Origin of the sequence: Burkholderia sp. BCC1977 (assembly GCF_905339595.1) — a bacterium.
In the GTDB taxonomy this organism is placed as follows: Bacteria; Pseudomonadota; Gammaproteobacteria; order Burkholderiales; family Burkholderiaceae; genus Burkholderia.
On the sequence record NZ_CAJPGQ010000066.1, the window covers coordinates 1 to 14,854 of the forward strand.

14 protein-coding genes and 1 pseudogene are annotated in these 14,854 nt (G+C 67.2%); 3 read left to right on the plus strand and 12 right to left on the minus strand.

Annotated elements, in window-relative coordinates; genetic code table 11:
- Positions 1-335 (minus strand): hypothetical protein (locus U5771_RS32770; RefSeq protein ID WP_322027800.1); only part of this gene is annotated, 335 nt, incomplete at its 3' end.
- Between U5771_RS32770 and U5771_RS32775 the strand changes: the two genes are divergently transcribed.
- Positions 228-611 carry a hypothetical protein gene (locus tag U5771_RS32775; protein ID WP_415859460.1) on the plus strand — a complete coding sequence of 128 codons (384 nt, stop codon included), beginning with the start codon at positions 228-230 and terminating at the stop codon, positions 609-611. The genes U5771_RS32770 and U5771_RS32775 overlap by 108 nt on opposite strands.
- Positions 612-790: 179 nt before the next feature.
- Here the strand turns inward: U5771_RS32775 and U5771_RS32780 are convergent, their stop codons facing one another.
- From U5771_RS32780 to U5771_RS32815, 8 genes are all read right to left on the minus strand, one after another.
- Positions 791-1,474 carry a DUF429 domain-containing protein gene (locus U5771_RS32780; protein WP_322027779.1) on the minus strand — a complete coding sequence of 228 codons (684 nt, stop codon included), beginning with the start codon at positions 1,472-1,474 and terminating at the stop codon, positions 791-793.
- A gap of 9 nt (positions 1,475-1,483) precedes the next feature.
- Positions 1,484-2,008: an HD domain-containing protein gene (locus U5771_RS32785; protein ID WP_322027780.1), complete on the minus strand. Its 525-nt coding sequence runs from the start codon at positions 2,006-2,008 to the stop codon at positions 1,484-1,486.
- A 121-nt stretch (positions 2,009-2,129) separates the two neighbouring features.
- The gene (locus U5771_RS32790) at positions 2,130-5,600 is read right to left on the minus strand and encodes an ATP-binding protein (RefSeq protein ID WP_322027781.1); all 3,471 of its coding nucleotides are present in this window, start codon (positions 5,598-5,600) and stop codon (positions 2,130-2,132) included.
- A gap of 3 nt (positions 5,601-5,603) precedes the next feature.
- The gene (locus U5771_RS32795) at positions 5,604-6,854 is read right to left on the minus strand and encodes a DNA repair exonuclease (protein WP_322027782.1); all 1,251 of its coding nucleotides are present in this window, start codon (positions 6,852-6,854) and stop codon (positions 5,604-5,606) included.
- A gap of 209 nt (positions 6,855-7,063) precedes the next feature.
- A complete protein-coding gene (locus U5771_RS32800) occupies positions 7,064-7,186 on the minus strand; it encodes a hypothetical protein (protein WP_322027783.1) in 123 nt (40 codons plus the stop codon).
- Between the two features lie 399 nt (positions 7,187-7,585).
- Positions 7,586-8,125 (minus strand): hypothetical protein, encoded by a 540-nt coding sequence (locus U5771_RS32805; protein ID WP_322027784.1) that lies wholly within the window; start codon positions 8,123-8,125, stop codon positions 7,586-7,588.
- Positions 8,126-8,372: 247 nt separating this feature from the next.
- Complete coding sequence (locus tag U5771_RS32810; RefSeq protein ID WP_322027785.1) at positions 8,373-8,795, minus strand: hypothetical protein; 423 nt, start codon at positions 8,793-8,795, stop codon at positions 8,373-8,375.
- Positions 8,796-8,886: 91 nt separating this feature from the next.
- On the minus strand, positions 8,887-10,875 hold the full coding sequence (locus U5771_RS32815) for a gamma-glutamyltransferase family protein (RefSeq protein ID WP_322027786.1): 1,989 nt from the start codon (positions 10,873-10,875) through the stop codon (positions 8,887-8,889).
- A 135-nt stretch (positions 10,876-11,010) separates the two neighbouring features.
- On the opposite strand from U5771_RS32815, the pseudogene U5771_RS32820 reads away from it, so the two are divergent.
- Positions 11,011-11,226 (plus strand): annotated as a pseudogene (locus tag U5771_RS32820) (site-specific integrase); the annotation flags it as partial.
- Between the two features lie 34 nt (positions 11,227-11,260).
- Here the strand turns inward: U5771_RS32820 and U5771_RS32825 are convergent.
- The 3 genes from U5771_RS32825 to U5771_RS32835 form a co-directional block, all read right to left on the minus strand.
- Positions 11,261-11,740 carry an RES family NAD+ phosphorylase gene (locus tag U5771_RS32825; RefSeq protein WP_322027787.1) on the minus strand — a complete coding sequence of 160 codons (480 nt, stop codon included), beginning with the start codon at positions 11,738-11,740 and terminating at the stop codon, positions 11,261-11,263.
- On the minus strand, positions 11,737-12,192 hold the full coding sequence (locus tag U5771_RS32830) for an antitoxin Xre/MbcA/ParS toxin-binding domain-containing protein (protein ID WP_322027788.1): 456 nt from the start codon (positions 12,190-12,192) through the stop codon (positions 11,737-11,739). Before U5771_RS32830 ends, U5771_RS32825 begins: the two co-directional genes overlap by 4 nt.
- Positions 12,193-12,555: 363 nt before the next feature.
- Positions 12,556-13,197, minus strand: a complete 642-nt coding sequence (locus U5771_RS32835; protein WP_322027789.1) for an HD domain-containing protein — start codon at positions 13,195-13,197, stop codon at positions 12,556-12,558.
- Positions 13,198-13,421: 224 nt separating this feature from the next.
- Here U5771_RS32835 and U5771_RS32840 point away from each other — a divergent pair, with 224 nt between their 5' ends.
- On the plus strand, positions 13,422-14,387 hold the full coding sequence (locus tag U5771_RS32840; protein WP_322027790.1) for a GlxA family transcriptional regulator: 966 nt from the start codon (positions 13,422-13,424) through the stop codon (positions 14,385-14,387).
- Positions 14,388-14,854: the final 467 nt, after the last annotated feature.

The following is a 14,854-nucleotide window of genomic DNA, read 5'->3' on the forward strand; positions in this document are numbered from 1 at the left end:
ACGGATCCGAAGCGAGCCCTTCTTTCCTCCAATCCAATATAGGAGGTCTGCAACACCCTCTGTTCGACCGCGCTCCGTATTGGCGTCGAGCCAGTCACCCGGCTGCCGATCAAACAAGAGGGCGCACGCCGTCGAGTATCATGCCGCGATAGAACAACGCACTCATACCGACGATGGACAGCACCACTCAATCCGGCGACGCCGACCTCCGCGATGAATATGCCGCGCTGCGCGAGCGCGCCGTCATGCTCGAAGAACAGGTCCCGCCGCTCCTGCAACGCATCTCGGATGTCCTGCCGCGCATCTGCGGCGAGTCCGAACTGGCGGACGAGCATCGTGAACGACTCGTCGGCGCGCGCAACGCAGCGATGGTCTCGATCGAAAACTATCAGCAGGCGATCCCGTTCCTGCAGACGGCCGACTCGATCATCGAGCAGCTCGACAAGACGCCCGAGCGCGACGAAGACATCGAGTGGCGCGAATCGCTGTTGCAGCGGCTCGACGAACTGATCGACGTCGCGGTCGTGATGATCGACGATGCGCAGGGCTATTTCGAGCAGGCGGATGCCTGCGATCTCTCCAGCGTGCCGAAGTCGATTCTCGAAGACTGAACATCACGGCCGGGAGGCGTGCGACGCATCGACTGCCTATGTCGCGCACGCCACCGGCGCCGCACATGCCGGCCGGCCGTCACTACTTGGCACCTTGACGTCGACAGTCCGATACGTCTCCCGAAAAAGCTCACCTTGCTGCCACGGGTCCACGGGTATCGGCCTGCCGCGGCCCGTAACTAGAGCGTATCGAGAACGATCGTCTCGCCGACGATCGGCACACGGATATACCCGCCCTCCGCATCGCCATACGCGTGCGCATGTCCGTCGATCACGTATTGCGCGGTCAATGCGCACAGCGCGGCGTCCCGCGCATCCACCGATCGCAGTGTCGACACGTCGATCCCGAGTTGGGCGAGCAATTGCCGGCGCTGGTTGCGTTTCTGCTTCGCCGACGCAATCGCCTTGCCGAGCATCGCGCAGGTAATCGCGTACGGATAAGTCTCGAAGCTCACGCGTCCGCCGGCATAGCGTGCGTCGGTCAGCAGCGGATAGGCGTCGGCCAGCGCGCGGTAGACGCGCTCCCCCATGAACATCCAGTCGAAGAAGCCCGACGTGCTGGCCACGGCCTGCTCGCGCGACGGTGTCGGGAAACACGAGATCCGTTCACGCGCGAGCGCCTGCTCGGCAGCCCGGCGTCCATTTCCCGTCCACCACAGGCTCGGCGCGTCGACGCCGACCGCCACCACGTCATGCTCGATACACAGCGAAGGCAGCGCTTCGGGCGCGATCCGCGCCTCGCGCCGGACGATCGTCGAGCCGCGCAGGATCACGAGGTCGCACTGCTTCCTGTCGCCGCCCACGTCGATGCCCGCCACCGCAGGCAATGACCGCGCGACGGATCGGGATCGGGCTGCCTGCATGGCCGCGCGTCAGTCGGCCGGCCGCGCGTCGTACGCGGCATCGAAGATCCCTTCCAGGCCCGGATGCACGCCGCGCATCCGGTCGACGACCGACTTCGCCCAGTCGAAGTACGCCTGCTTGCGCTCGAGCGGCCAGTCCGCGGGCGGATGCCGCGCGATGTCGCGCAGGTTGCAGATCTTGTCGGCGAGCTTCACGAGCTTCGCGCGGCGGCTGATCGTCGCCGCGTGCTCGACCTGCAGGCGCTTGCGCTCGTCCTTCGGCAACGACTTGTCGTCGGTGACTTCCATCACGATGTCCGCGACATCCTTGCCGAACAGGCGCAGCAGCTCCTGCTCGGTGGTCTCCGTGTCCTCGATCGTGTCGTGCAACACCGCCGCGACGATCACGCGCTCGTCCTCGATGCCGGCTTCGTTGGCCAGCACGGCGGCCAGCGCGATCGGGTGGTTGATGTACGGCGACGCGTCGTCGTCCTTGCGCCGCTGATTACGATGCTTGTCCGCCGCGAACGCAATGGCAGCTACCAGCTTGTTCATGTTGATCCCTCTTGTGGCCGGACCCGCAACCGGCAGAACCGGTCGCGTGCGTTTCGGAACCGCACATACTACCTGTACGCGATGACCATTCCCACGTATCGGGACAGCGGGCCGCCCGGCGTCATGCGGCGGCCGCCTCGCGCTGCAGCGCGACCACGTTGACCTGTGCGCCGAACACGTCCCGCACGAGCGGCAGCAGGTGATCGTGGTGCGTCAGGAACAGCACCTGGGTCCGTGTCGACAGATCGCGCAGTGCCTCGAGCCCCGCCTTCGCACGCGCATCGTCGAAGTTGATGAACAGATCGTCGGCAACGAACGGCAGCCCGGTCCTGCTGGCGAGCTGCAGTTCGAGCGCCGCGATCCGCAGCGCGAGGAACAGCTGGTCGCGCGTCCCTTCGCTCAGGCCGGCGACCTCGACCGACGTGCCCTTCGTGCGCCGCGCGTACAGCGCGGGCGGTGTCCGTTCGGTGTCGACGGTCAGCCGCGCGAATTCGCCCAGCGTGAGCCCCGCGAAAATCTCGCCTGCCCGGCGCAGCATCGGCCCCTGCTTCTGGTCGCGATAGCGATCGGTCGCCCACTTCAGCAAGCGGCTCGCGGTCGCCGCTTCCAGATACTGTTCCGCTGCATCGCCCATCGCTGCCAGCGCTTCCTGTCGCTTCGCCTCGGCCACGGCCGCGTTCGCCTGGCCGTCGATCGCGCCGAATGCCTGCTGGGCGACGACCTGTTGCTGCGCGAGCGCGTTCAGGCGCTTGCCGACGTCGCCGAGCGACTGCTTCACCGCCTCGAGATGCGCGGGCACGTCGGCGATGTCCTGTTCCGCGACCTCGGCCTCGACGGCCGGCTGGGACAACCCGTCGCCGTCGCGCACCAGCGCCTCCTTCGCGGCATCGACGGCCTGGCGCAGTTGGCGCTGCCGATCCGATTGCTCGGCCAGCGGCAGCGCCGCGTCGATCGACGCGACGCCGGCCAGTTGCAGCAACGGCTGAATGCGTGCATCCGCGCCGGCCACCGCGGCGGCCGCATCGGCGACCTTGCCGTCGGCCTGCCGCACCGCATCGTCGGCACGGCCGATCGCACGCGCGGTTTCCCGTGCGGCCGCAACGCGCATCGTCAACCTGCGCGCAACCTCCAGCCAGTCGCCGCTCGTCAGCCATTCGGGCTCGAGCGCTTCAGCCAGCCGCCGTGCGCCGGCTTCGAGCGCGGCCAGCTCCGCACGGATCGCCCTCATCCGGTTGCGCGGCGCATCGGCGTCGGCCAGTGCGACCGTCACCGCATTCGCGAGCGCGAGCGCCCCTTCTGCCGCAGCCAGCGTCACAGCATTCGCGGACAGCTTCGCGTCGGCAAGCGCGTCGCGCCATTGCGCGTGCCACGCATCGTAGGCGGCCTGGGCCTGGCCGGCGCGCGAACGAGCCGTCGCGCATCCGCGTTCGGCTTCACGCGCGCGATCCTCCAGGCTGTCCTTCTGCGCGAGCGTCTTCTCGGCCGACTGCACGAACGTCTCGGCGATCGCGATAAGTGCCGTCAGCCCGTCGGCGTCGCTACCGCGCGATACCAGGCGCAGCGCCGAACGCAACGCGGCTTCCGCGCCGGCCCGCGCATCGCGGATCGTCGCGAATTCGCGGCGCTGGCGGTCGAGCTCCAACTGCGCGGCAAACACCGTGTCGCGCTTCGCGAGCCAGTCGCCCATCGCCGCCAGCGGCATCCCGGGTACGCCGGCCGCCGTCGCCAGTTCGAACCACGCGTCGCGATGCGCAGCCAGCTCGCGTTCGCGCTCGTCCACGGCCGCCTGCCGACGCATCAAGACGGCGTGCGCGGATTCGACCTGCTGACGCAGCGATTGCAGCGTCGCCGCCGCTTGCGTGGCGCCAAGCTGCGCATCGACGAGTTCGTCGGCAAGACGAATCGCATCGTCGACGGCCGGCGCGCCGGTGGCGAGCTCGACCGCGCCACTGCGGATGTCGCCCCACGCGCCGTCGCGGCGTGCGCGCGCCGCCAGCACCTCGGCAGTCGTAACGACCTTGTGGGTCTCCGCGAAATGCTTCTCCTGCAGTTCGAGCCGCGCGTGTTCCTCCTGCGCGGCGTCCCGTGCATCGCGTGCCGCAGCTGCCGCGCTCGCGCGCTCGCTTGCTTCGTTGAGCAGCGCACCGAGCCGCGCCGCCGACGGCACATCGAGCGCACGCAGCGCGTCGACCGGCTTACGCCACTGGCCGAGCGCATCGAGCGCGTCGGACAGCGTGTGCCCGGCGGCAGCGATGTCGCGTTCGAGCGCCTGTTCACGCTGCCCGCTATTGCGAAAGCCCTGCGCATCGGCGAGCGCCGCACGAAGCGCTTCGGGCACATCGACGGTCGACAGGCGCGCCAGTTGTTCCTGCGCCTGCGCGCGTTCCTGCGTGCGCTCGTCGAGCGATTCGCGCGCGCCGGCCAGCGCCTGATGCAGCGCGCCGTGGTCACGCAGCAGGTTCTCGACCGTCTTCAGCGACAGCGCGCTCGGCAGTGCCGCGCGCAGCGACGTCTCGTCGGTCGGCCAGCCGAGCTGAGCGGCAGCGGAACCCGCGGCGGACAGATGCCGCTCGACGTCCGCGCCGAGCAACAGCAGATCCTGGGCGTGATTCATGCATGCGCCACGCAACCGGTCGAGCGCTTCGATATCGCCTTCGAGCGCGAGCGCGTCGGCATCCGGATCGATTGCATCACGCGCCTGCCGTTTCGCGAGCAGGTCCGCACGGCGCTCCTCGAGCACCTTCTGTTCGGCCGCGAGATCGCCTTGCGCCTTCAGCAGATCCGCATATGCGGTCGGCGGCAGCTCGACGACGGCGCCCAGTTCGGCCAGCACCGCTTCCTTGACCGTCAATTCCTTCAGGTACGGCGCCAGCCGCCGCACGCGCTCGAGCTTCGAACGCAACGCTTCAAGGCGGCGCTGCTCAGCGCGCGCCTGCTCGATCTCCTGCTCGACCGCGTCGCGCGCCTCCTTGCGATCGACCCAGTCGCGCGTGCGCACCTGCACTGCCTTCAGTTCGCCGACCGCTTCGTTGAACGACGTCTCGGCCTGCGCGAATGCGCTGCCGCTGCGTCGCGGCGCCCACAGCTCGCCCGCGCGCGCGTCGAGTTCCTCGCGCACGGGCCCGAGCGTGCCGACGCCCGCCGCCGATTCGAACAGCACCTGGCCGAGCTTGTCGGACGCGTCGAGTATGCTCCGGCCGCCGTCGACGAGCCGCCCATGGTCGAGCCCGAACATCTGCTCGAAGAACTCGCGCGTGGCGCCGTCGAGGATGGCGTTGAGATAGTCGTCCGGCAGCTTGTCGTCGGCGGGCGTGCGCAGCGGACTGCGTCCGCGGGCGCGATGAAAGGCGAGCGCGCCGGCGCCCCCCTCCAGCACGCCGCCGATCCGCAGTTCGGGCGTCGCGTGCAGGAAGTCGAGCGGCGTCTGCAGCTTCATCCCGAACAGCAGTTCCGACACGGCCGTCCGGATCGTCGACTTGCCGGCCTCGTTCGGCCCCACGATCACGTGGAAATCCTGGCCGGCCGACGGAAAGCGCAGCGTCTCGTCGGTGAACTTGCCGTATTTGATCAGATCGAGCTGGCTGATGCGCATCGCTTATTCCCCCCTCGCCAGCCGCGCGAGCAACGCGGGACCGACCTGCTCGACGAGCGCCGTGAGTTCGCCGGCGCGCGCCATCGTCAGCAGCGGCACCTCTTCCTTCACGTCGCTGCGCACCTTGCCGACGAACGGCTTCAGGTCGCGTTCGAGCAGCGCGAGAAAATCCGGATCGTGCGCGGCGTCGGCCAGGATCTGCTTCAGGTCCTCCAGCGCCTCGAGTTGCTCGCTCTCGCCCTGCGGCTGCTCGGGCGCGGACGTCGCAAGCCGGACCTTCTCCAGCCACAGCCGTTCGTTGCCGATGATGCCGATCTGGTTCAGCACCTCCGCGCGCAATTGCGGCGCGCGGCCGAAGAAGAGACCGTGTGCGGGCGTGCGCCCCGTGACCGTCACGCGCACCGCGCGCGGCACGTGGCCATCGATACTCAACAGCGCCTCCAGCGACTGGCCGATCTTTCTCGACAGATCGGCGACCGTGAGGCAGTCGGACGCATCGACCGATACGGCTTCCCAGCGCAGCACATCGAGGTACAGGCGCTCGACGTGCGTGCGCCCCTGCTCGATCGTCACGAGCACCGCGCCGCGGCGGCCCGTCTCGCGGATATGGCGCCCCTGCAGGTTGCCGGGAAACACGACGGTCGACGACCCCGACCATTGCTGGAACTCGTGCACGTGGCCGAGCGCCCAGTAGTCGTAGCCTTTCGCATGCAGTTCCGTCAGCGTGCACGGCGCATAGTTCGCATGCGCCGCATAGCCTTCGAGCGCGGTGTGCAGCACGCCGATGTTGTAATAACCCGGCACGGGATCCGGATAGCCGATCGCGAGATTGTCGACGACGGCCTTGTCCTTGAAGCTCTGCCCGTGCAGCGCGACGTCGAATTCCGGCAGCCGATGGGTTTCCGGCTTGCGGTGGCCGAACACGGTGACGTTGTCGGGCAAGGTCAGCTTCTTCGTCATCTCGCTTTCGGCATCGTGATTGCCGCCGAGCACGAATGCGCGAATGCCGGCCTTGCGCAGGCGGCCCATTTGCTGGCCGAAGAAAATGCCGGTGTTGTGGTCCTTCCAGTCGCCGTCGTACAGGTCGCCGGCGATCACGAGGAACGCGACCTCCTCTTCGATCGCACGATCCACCAGCTGCCGCAGCGCCTCGCGCGACGCGTTGCGCAACTGCGCGGCCGGCGCGTCGGGATACGCGCTCAGGCCGTGCAACGGGCTGTCAAGGTGAATGTCTGCCGCGTGGATGAACTTCACGAAGATTCCTCTGTTTCATGACGAAGGGGCGATGTCGACCGGCATTGTGCCCGGTCGAACGACGCAACGCGGCCACCGGGGGCACCGTCGCGATGTGGCGCTCGACCGGACCGATGGTACCGTCCATCGCCAGCGGGTCGGGATGGTACCTGAAAGCGGGCGCCGCGAATTCGTCCGGCCCGGCACCCGCCGTGCCCACCCCGCACGCGTCACTCGCCGCGCGGCACGGGCGGCGGCGCAAAACCGTTGTCGTTGCCCGGAAACGGATCCGCCTTGCGACGCAGCGCTTCCTCGGCGCTCGCCTTCCGCGCGAACAGCGCGACGCCGATCACGCAGACGTTCGCGTATCGCCGTACTTCGAATTCGCGACTTGGCTGTCGGGAGGCGGTGACGCGCAAGCCGCGAGCTACGGCACGCAGGCAAGCGCAAGAAGACGCAACAGGATGGTCATGGTCGTGATGCCTCGGAATGTTATCGGACCACGCCGGACGGGCCGGGGCGGCGCTTTGGAGTCGTCTGTCGTCACGATGCCGATCGGACATGCTTGCCTGCATCGACCGGTGCCGCGCAAGGGCTACCCGGCGACCGGGAGCCCCGCTATTTAAGCATGGCGGGCAGTCAATGGGCAGAGGGTGCGCGGCACACTGACGCGGCCACGATGCGCGGCGCACGCCAATAAAAAAACCCGGCCCGCATCGAAGCGGGCCGGGCCTTCGCTGAAAGCGTGTCGCTTACAGCGCGCCGCCTTGTGCCGACGCCGAACCCTTCACGCCGACGGATGCGCCGCCCTGCACCGAGTTCGTCGCGCCCTCGAGCGCTTCGCCGGCCTTCGCCTTCGCGCCGCCGGCAACCTCGCCCGCCGTCGACACCGCGCCTTGCGCATGGCTCTTTGCCGAGGAGGCAACGTGCTTCACGTGCGACTTCGTCGTGTGCACGGCCGATGCCGCGGCATCCTTCGCCGAGCCTGCAGCCGAACCGACCGCCTGCGTCGCACCGCCAACCGCGTTGCCCGCTGCCGAGCCGACGCCGCCGACCGTCTTGCCCACGCCGTTCAGCGCACCGCCGACGAGGTTGCCTGCGCCCGAACCCGAGCCCGCCGCATTCGCGCCGGCACCCGCCTGCACGCCCACGCCGCCGCCGAGCAGCGGCGTCTGGACTTGTGCGCCGACGCCGGCGGAACCTTCTGCGCCCGTCTGGGCCGTTTGTGCGAAAGCAGCCAATGCGATTGCCGTCAGCGCGGCGCCAAGCAGAATCGTGCGAATCTTGTTCATGGTCATTCTCCCCAAAGACGTTGTTGCTGCGGGCCGCCTTCGTGCGGCTTGTCGCATGCCTCACCGCGACGTGCGGCAGGTGGAGCTAATGTAGCCGCGCCAACGTCCAAAACCATCGTATTGCGGGGACTGTTACTTCAGTTGCAAATGCTGACGATTGACTCACACTGTTTGACAATCATCGCGACGGGTACATGATTGGTGTCGCCCGATGGCATGCCTCGGCACGTCCGGCCCGACGCATCGGCTAGCAGGGAAAGCGACCATTCCTGTAGGCATCCCAAAGAACGTGTGTCGGCCAGCCGTCGGTGCGGCCCGACAACCGGCTTCTCGCGATCAGTTCGATGTCGTCGGACACGCACGCCGCCATGTCGGCATTCCCCGATGCCCGGAACGCGAGCCTGAACGCCTTTTCCCTGAGCGCATCCACGGCCGGCTTGTCGAGCGCGGCCCCCGGATCGCCGTCGATTTCGTCGAATGCCGTCATCCAGCCGACGTCGAACGGCGCTGCCTCGCGGCAGGCCAGCGCGCGATCGCAATCGACGTCGCCGAGGAAATCGAAAAATCCCGGGCCTGACAGGATTGCGTCCATTTCAAGCAGATGCGCGTTCGTCACGGCGGCCCCATGCCACGATGCGTGGCCGTTCTGTTCGTCTCTCGCTGCTGCCATGTGCCGCTTTCATGTTCTGCATCGGCGACGTGCAGCGCCCTACCCGCCGCGACCGGCAGACCGGAGCCGCACGCCCCCCGGTGCCGCCCGCTTACGGCCTGAACGTGTTACCCAGCACGATACCTTCGCGACGCGGATCGGTACCGCCCTGCAGCGCGGGCGACTGGCCGACCGTCACGCGCATCACGGTGTTGACGCCGCTCGCCTGCGCGGACGTCGATACCTTGTGCCCGAGCGCGACGAGCCCCGCGATCAGCGGATCGTTCACGCCGTTATTCGACGCGTCGATATTCGGATGCTCGCCGCCGATGTTCGTCGTCGGGCTGTTGCTCGCGCCGAAGTCGACAAGCCCCGCGGACTGCTGCGCGTCGAGCCCCCAGTCGAGCGCGCCGACGAGCGTCTTCACCACGTATTGCGGAATCGTGCCGCCACCCGGCGAACCGGTGGCCATCACGAAATCGCCGCGCGAGCCGTCCGCGGCCTTGCCGAACACGATCGTCGGCGCCATCGAGCTGCGCGGCCGCTTGCCCGGCTGCAAGCGATTCGCCACCGGATTGCCGGCGCTGTCGACCGGGTTCGCCGAGAAATCGGTCAGCTGGTTGTTCAGCAGGAAACCGTGGGTCATGTGGAACGAGCCCATGCTCGACTCGACGGTCGTCGTCGCGCTCAATACGTTGCCGTCGCCGTCGACGATCGTGAACTGGTTCGTGCCGTGCTCGATCAGCGTCGTGTCGACGCCGAGCGGCACCGCGCCGAGATTGCCGGGCTGCGCGGTGCCCATGCTGCGGCTCGTGTCGATCAACGCGGCCCGCGACTTCAGGTACGGCTTGTTCAGCAGCGTGTCCCACGTGCCGCCCGGCAGCGGCACGAAATCCGTATCGGCCACGTACTTGTCTCGATCGGCATACGCGAGACGCTCGGCTTCGGTGATCAGGTGCACGCCGGCGACGGTCGGCTTGCCGCCTTCGAGATCGATCGCCGTCGGCTTCAGCGGCTTCAGATCGAAGTTCTCGAGCATGCCGAGCGCCGACGCGACCGCGATACCGCCCGACGACGGCGGCGGCATCCCGCACACCCAGTAGCTGCGATAGGTCGTGCACACGGGTTCGCGACGCTTCGCCCGGTACGCGGCCAGATCGGCGACGGTCGTCTTGCCCGGCGTGATCGTCGAGCCGTCGGCGCCCTGCGTCGTCGCGATCTTCGCGACGATGTCCTGCGCGATCTGCCCCGTGTACAGCGTGCTCGCGCCAGACTGCGCCATCAGCGTCAGCGTCTGCGCGTAAGCCGGATTCTTCAGCACGGTGCCGAGCGTTTTCGGCGTGCCGTCCGCATTCAGGAAATACGCGGCGGCCTCGGCGTCGCGCTTCAGGTTCGCGGCGTTCAACGCGATCGCATCGGCCAGCCGGCCGCCGATCGGGAAGCCGTTGGTCGCGAGCGTGATCGCGTCGCCGAACAGCCCCTGCCACGGCAGCCTGCCGTGATCCTGCTGCAACGCCTCGATGAGCCTCGGCACGCCGATCGTACCGATCGAACGGCCGCTTGCGCGCGCGTTCGGTTGCGGTGCCGACTGGTCGGTCTGGTCGTCGACGTAGCGCAGGTAGTTCCCGGTTGCCGCGGCCGGCGCCGTTTCCCGCCCGTCGTACGCCTGCAGCGTCTTGCCGCGCGCATCGTAGTAGAGCAGCACGCCGCCCGAGCCGAGGCCGGTCGCCTCGGGCACCGTCAGGCCGAGCACGGCCTGCACGGCGACTGCCGCATCGGCGGCCGTGCCGCCCCGCTTCAGCACCGCACAGCCGGCCGCACTCGCATAAGCGTTCGAGGTCGCCACCAGGTACGTCTTCGCATAAACGGGTTTCATGCCGGTGCGATAGCCCGACGAGGCTTCCGGCAGCGACGGATCGCCCGGCTGGTTCGAGCCCACGACCACCGTCGAGCCGCTGTTGTCGATCGCGAGGCAGCTCGCGTCGGATGCGGGCGGCGACGTGGCGCCTGCGTTGTTTTCGATATCGTCGCTGCCGCACGCCGTCATCAGGACGGCTGCGACCAATGCGGACGCATACGGGAAGATCGCGGTTCGGTTCATTGTCTCTCGGGATTCTTGTCGATCGTTGCGATGTTCGTCATGCTGCCTGCGCCCCTCGGCCGGCAGGCAGCCCGATCGATAGTCCCACGAACGGATTTTTTTGCGCAAGAAGGGAATGGAGCGGGGTGACGGGCCGTCGTGCGCGATGCGCTGACCGCGATCGGTTTTCACGCAACCGACCTGAATCTGCGCGTGCCGCGCAACACGTATGCGCGCCGCCAGTTGCTCGACCGCCATCCGCATGCCGATGTCGGCGCGATGCTCGGCCTCGCCAGTTCACGAACGGTCACGCGCGTCCGGCAGACGCTGGCACCCGATGCGGCCGTCGACCGCGCCGCGCGCGAATGCTGATCAGCGCCGTGCACGCGACGGCGCGCAACCAGCCCTATTCGCTCTTGTTCGACTGGATCAGCCGCAGAATCCGGCTGTCGTACGGTGCTGGCATGACTTCCGCGATGCGGATGTCGGATGCTGCAGGGTGCAGCGGATTCAACAGGAAGTTGTGCGCGTGCGGCACGACGACGCTCGGTACGCGCAGCAAGGCGCTCGGCTGCGTGTGCAGCCACTCGGTGCCGGCGCTGCGGGTCCAGTCGACGTTCTCTCGCCAGTCGGCCGGCGCATCGCCATCGGCGATCTCGGCAACGTCCACCGATTCAGGCACCTCGACCCGAAGCAGCTGGTAGCCGCTCGGCAATTGCGCAACGGTGGCGATTTCGAAGTGAACGAGCGTCTCGAGCAGCGCGAGCGCCGGATGCTCGGCGAGGTAGACGACGGGCTGCCCGGCAAAATGCCAGCGCCCGCCGGCCCGCAATCCGCCGATGCCTTTCAGGTCCGCGTAATTGCTGATCCGCCACAGCGTCGTCAAGCGAAGTACCCCTCGTCGATCTGCGCGAGGGCTTCTTCGACGAGTCGCGCGCCATGCTCGGTACTCGACATGTCGAGCGACGTGCGGCCGCCGAAGCGCTGGAGCCCGTTGCGCAACCACGCCATCGCCTTGTCCTGGTCGCCGAACGTGGCCGTCGCCTGCGCGACGATGCGCGCCAGCCGGATCGCCTTGTCGGACTCCTCCGGCGACAGGCGCTCGTGCGCCTGGCGGCGATGGCTCAGCGTGCGCCGCGGGATGATGAACGCGAGTTCGTCCGACTTCAGGCCGCGCTCCGACAGCCGGTCGATCACCGCGACGTCGACGCGCGCGCTCGCCAGCTCGGCGAGATCGGCGCCCGAGCGCACGCGAATCGCGAGCAGTTGCTCGAGGATCGTGAACTCGGCCTGGCGCGGGTGCGCGACGCCCGAAGGGTGAAACGCGATCGTGCTCATGACTCTTCTCCGGCAATTTGCCCAATCATTATAGGCGTTTTGCCGAAGACTGGCGGATTTGGTCGTCAGCCGGTCGATGATGCGAAGTCGCCGGTATCGGCGGAGCGGGCTTTCCGCTCGCCGCCCAGCCCCGTCACGCGTGGTCGAGGTGGTGCGAATCCGAAATTCGCCTTGGGGGTGGGGACGGTGAAATTCAGTATAGAAAGTGGATCGTCGAAGTCATGCTGTTGTCACGTAACAACTTTTCTAACGAATAACCATCGACAGATCGGTGCCCGCCACCATCCGGGCATCGCGTGCGACGTGCGCCACACCGGGTCCTTCCATCCGCCCTGCCGACACCGCCACCGACACCGGCGCCGATCAGCCGGCCCACGCCGACGATCGGATCACGCTGCAGAAATTGCCTGCATGGAAATGCGGATCCCTGTCGGCCAGCACATCGGCCTTCACGTTGCCGAACGTCGTGTCCGGCTTGTGCCGGATGCCGTCGTAGAACGCCTGGATGATGTCTTCCTTGAAATGCGGCGTGCGCGGATGCGCGCGAACGACGGCTTCACGCTCGACGTCGCTGTACTCCGGATACGTGAGGCCCAGCACGTCCATCTCGACACCCGCGGTGACGAGCGCGACGACCGGATGCATGTGCCGCGGAATACCAGGCGTGGTGTGCAGCGCGATCGCCGTCCACACGACGTCGATGTCCTGCTGCGAAATGCCCTTGCTCTTCAGGAAGTCGCGGGCGGCGTTGGCGCCGTCCACTTCGAATCGCTCGCACGCGCTGCTGTGCCGATGCGTGAGCCCCATGTCATGGAACATGCAGCCGCAATAGAGCAGTTCGGGATCGTAGCCGAGCCCGCGGCGCTGGCCCGCGAGCGCACCGAAGTAGTAGACGCGGCTGGAGTGATGAAACAGCAGCTCGGACTCGGTATCCCGTACGAGTTCGGTGATCTCGCGAGCGAGTTGGCTATCGGGAAGGGTGATGCCGGCGACGTTCACAGTCATGATCGACCTCCATGGAAAACAGCATTCATTCTCCGGAGAGCGCTGTTTGGCATCAATCTGCGTGTTACGCCAAATCCTGCCATCTTGCGCGATCGACGGCCATCACTGCCGGAACCATCGAATCGCACCTGCGAAATGCGCCGATGCCCCGCCCGTCGCATCGCACCGCGCGTCTATACTGCTACGCGTCACGTTCGACACATCGACACAACACGCAACCGAACATGCCGAAGGTCGTGGGTATTTTCGCGGTACCGGGCGTACAACTGCTCGACGTCTCCGCGCCGCTCGACGTATTCGCACAGGCAAACGCCGAATGCGGCAAACCGTTCTATACGCTACGGATCATCGCGAGCGAGTCCGGCCCGATCCGAACGTCATCGGGCGCGCAATTGCTGGCCGACTGGATCGCTCCCGACATTCCCGATCGCATCGACACACTGCTGGTCGCCGGCGCGCCCGGTGCCGGCCGGATCGCGCTGCGCACCGACGTTCTCGCATGGCTGCGGGCGGCCGCCGTGCAAAGCAAACGGTATGGCTCGATCTGCACCGGCGCATTCATCCTCGCGGCGACCGGCCTGCTGAAAGGACGACGCCTGACGACGCACTGGGCCGCGGCCGATGCGCTCGCCGACGCATATCCATCGCTCACGGTCGAAGCGGATGCGCTATACGTACGCGACGGCAAGCTGCGCACCGGCGCAGGCGTCACGGCCGGACTCGATCTCGCGCTCGCGCTGGTCGAGGAAGATCTCGGCCGGGAAATCGCGCGGCGCGTCGCCGCGCAACTCGTCATGTTCTTCAAGCGCCCGGGCGGGCAGCTCCAGTTCAGCCGCAGCGGCGCGGCACGCCCCGCCGGGCGTTCGGTGCTGCAGGAAGTCCAGCGCTGGATCGCCAGCCGTCCGGAACTCGAACACTCGGTGGCGGAACTCGCGAAGCACGCGGGCATGAGCCCGCGCCACTTCGCTCGGCTCTTTCGCGCGGAGGTCGGCATGACGCCGGCCGCGTGGGTCGAAGCGACCCGCATCTCGGCGGCCCGCCAGTTGCTCGAAAGCGGACATGACACGCCGAAGCAGGTCGCCGCGAAATGCGGCTTCGCGAATGTCGATACGCTCAGACGGTCGTTCGCGCGGCATGTCGGGATCACGCCTGCCGAATACCGGAAACGGCAGGCGGCTGTCGACGCGTGATGCGATACGCGCGACGAGGTGGCACGGACATTCCCGTCGATGCGTGAAGGTCAAGGCCGGCCTCGATTGCACAGCGATGGGGCTCGCGCATTTTCATGTTCGCCATCAATACTTCGTTATCCGATTCAATTGAGCTTTCTACCGGTCAAGGTCGGCGTGCGGTCGCCATACGCCCCTGCCCTGGAACGCGCCGCCCCATCGATTCTGCGTCGACATGCCATGCTCGAATCACCCTGTGCCGCGACGATCGTGCGCCAACCGCGGCTCGTGGCCCGTGGCCCGTGGCCCGTGGCCGCCATCATGCATACCAACAATCATCAGTCAAAATTCCCGCTCCCCCGCGAATCGTTTACCCAGTTGCAATAATTATTCGCCGGAACGCCTGTTTCCGACCGGTATCGCGATCGCTACGATGCAATCAACCGCTCAACGCAACAAGCGAAGCGCGAAATCTACGAAAACCGGAG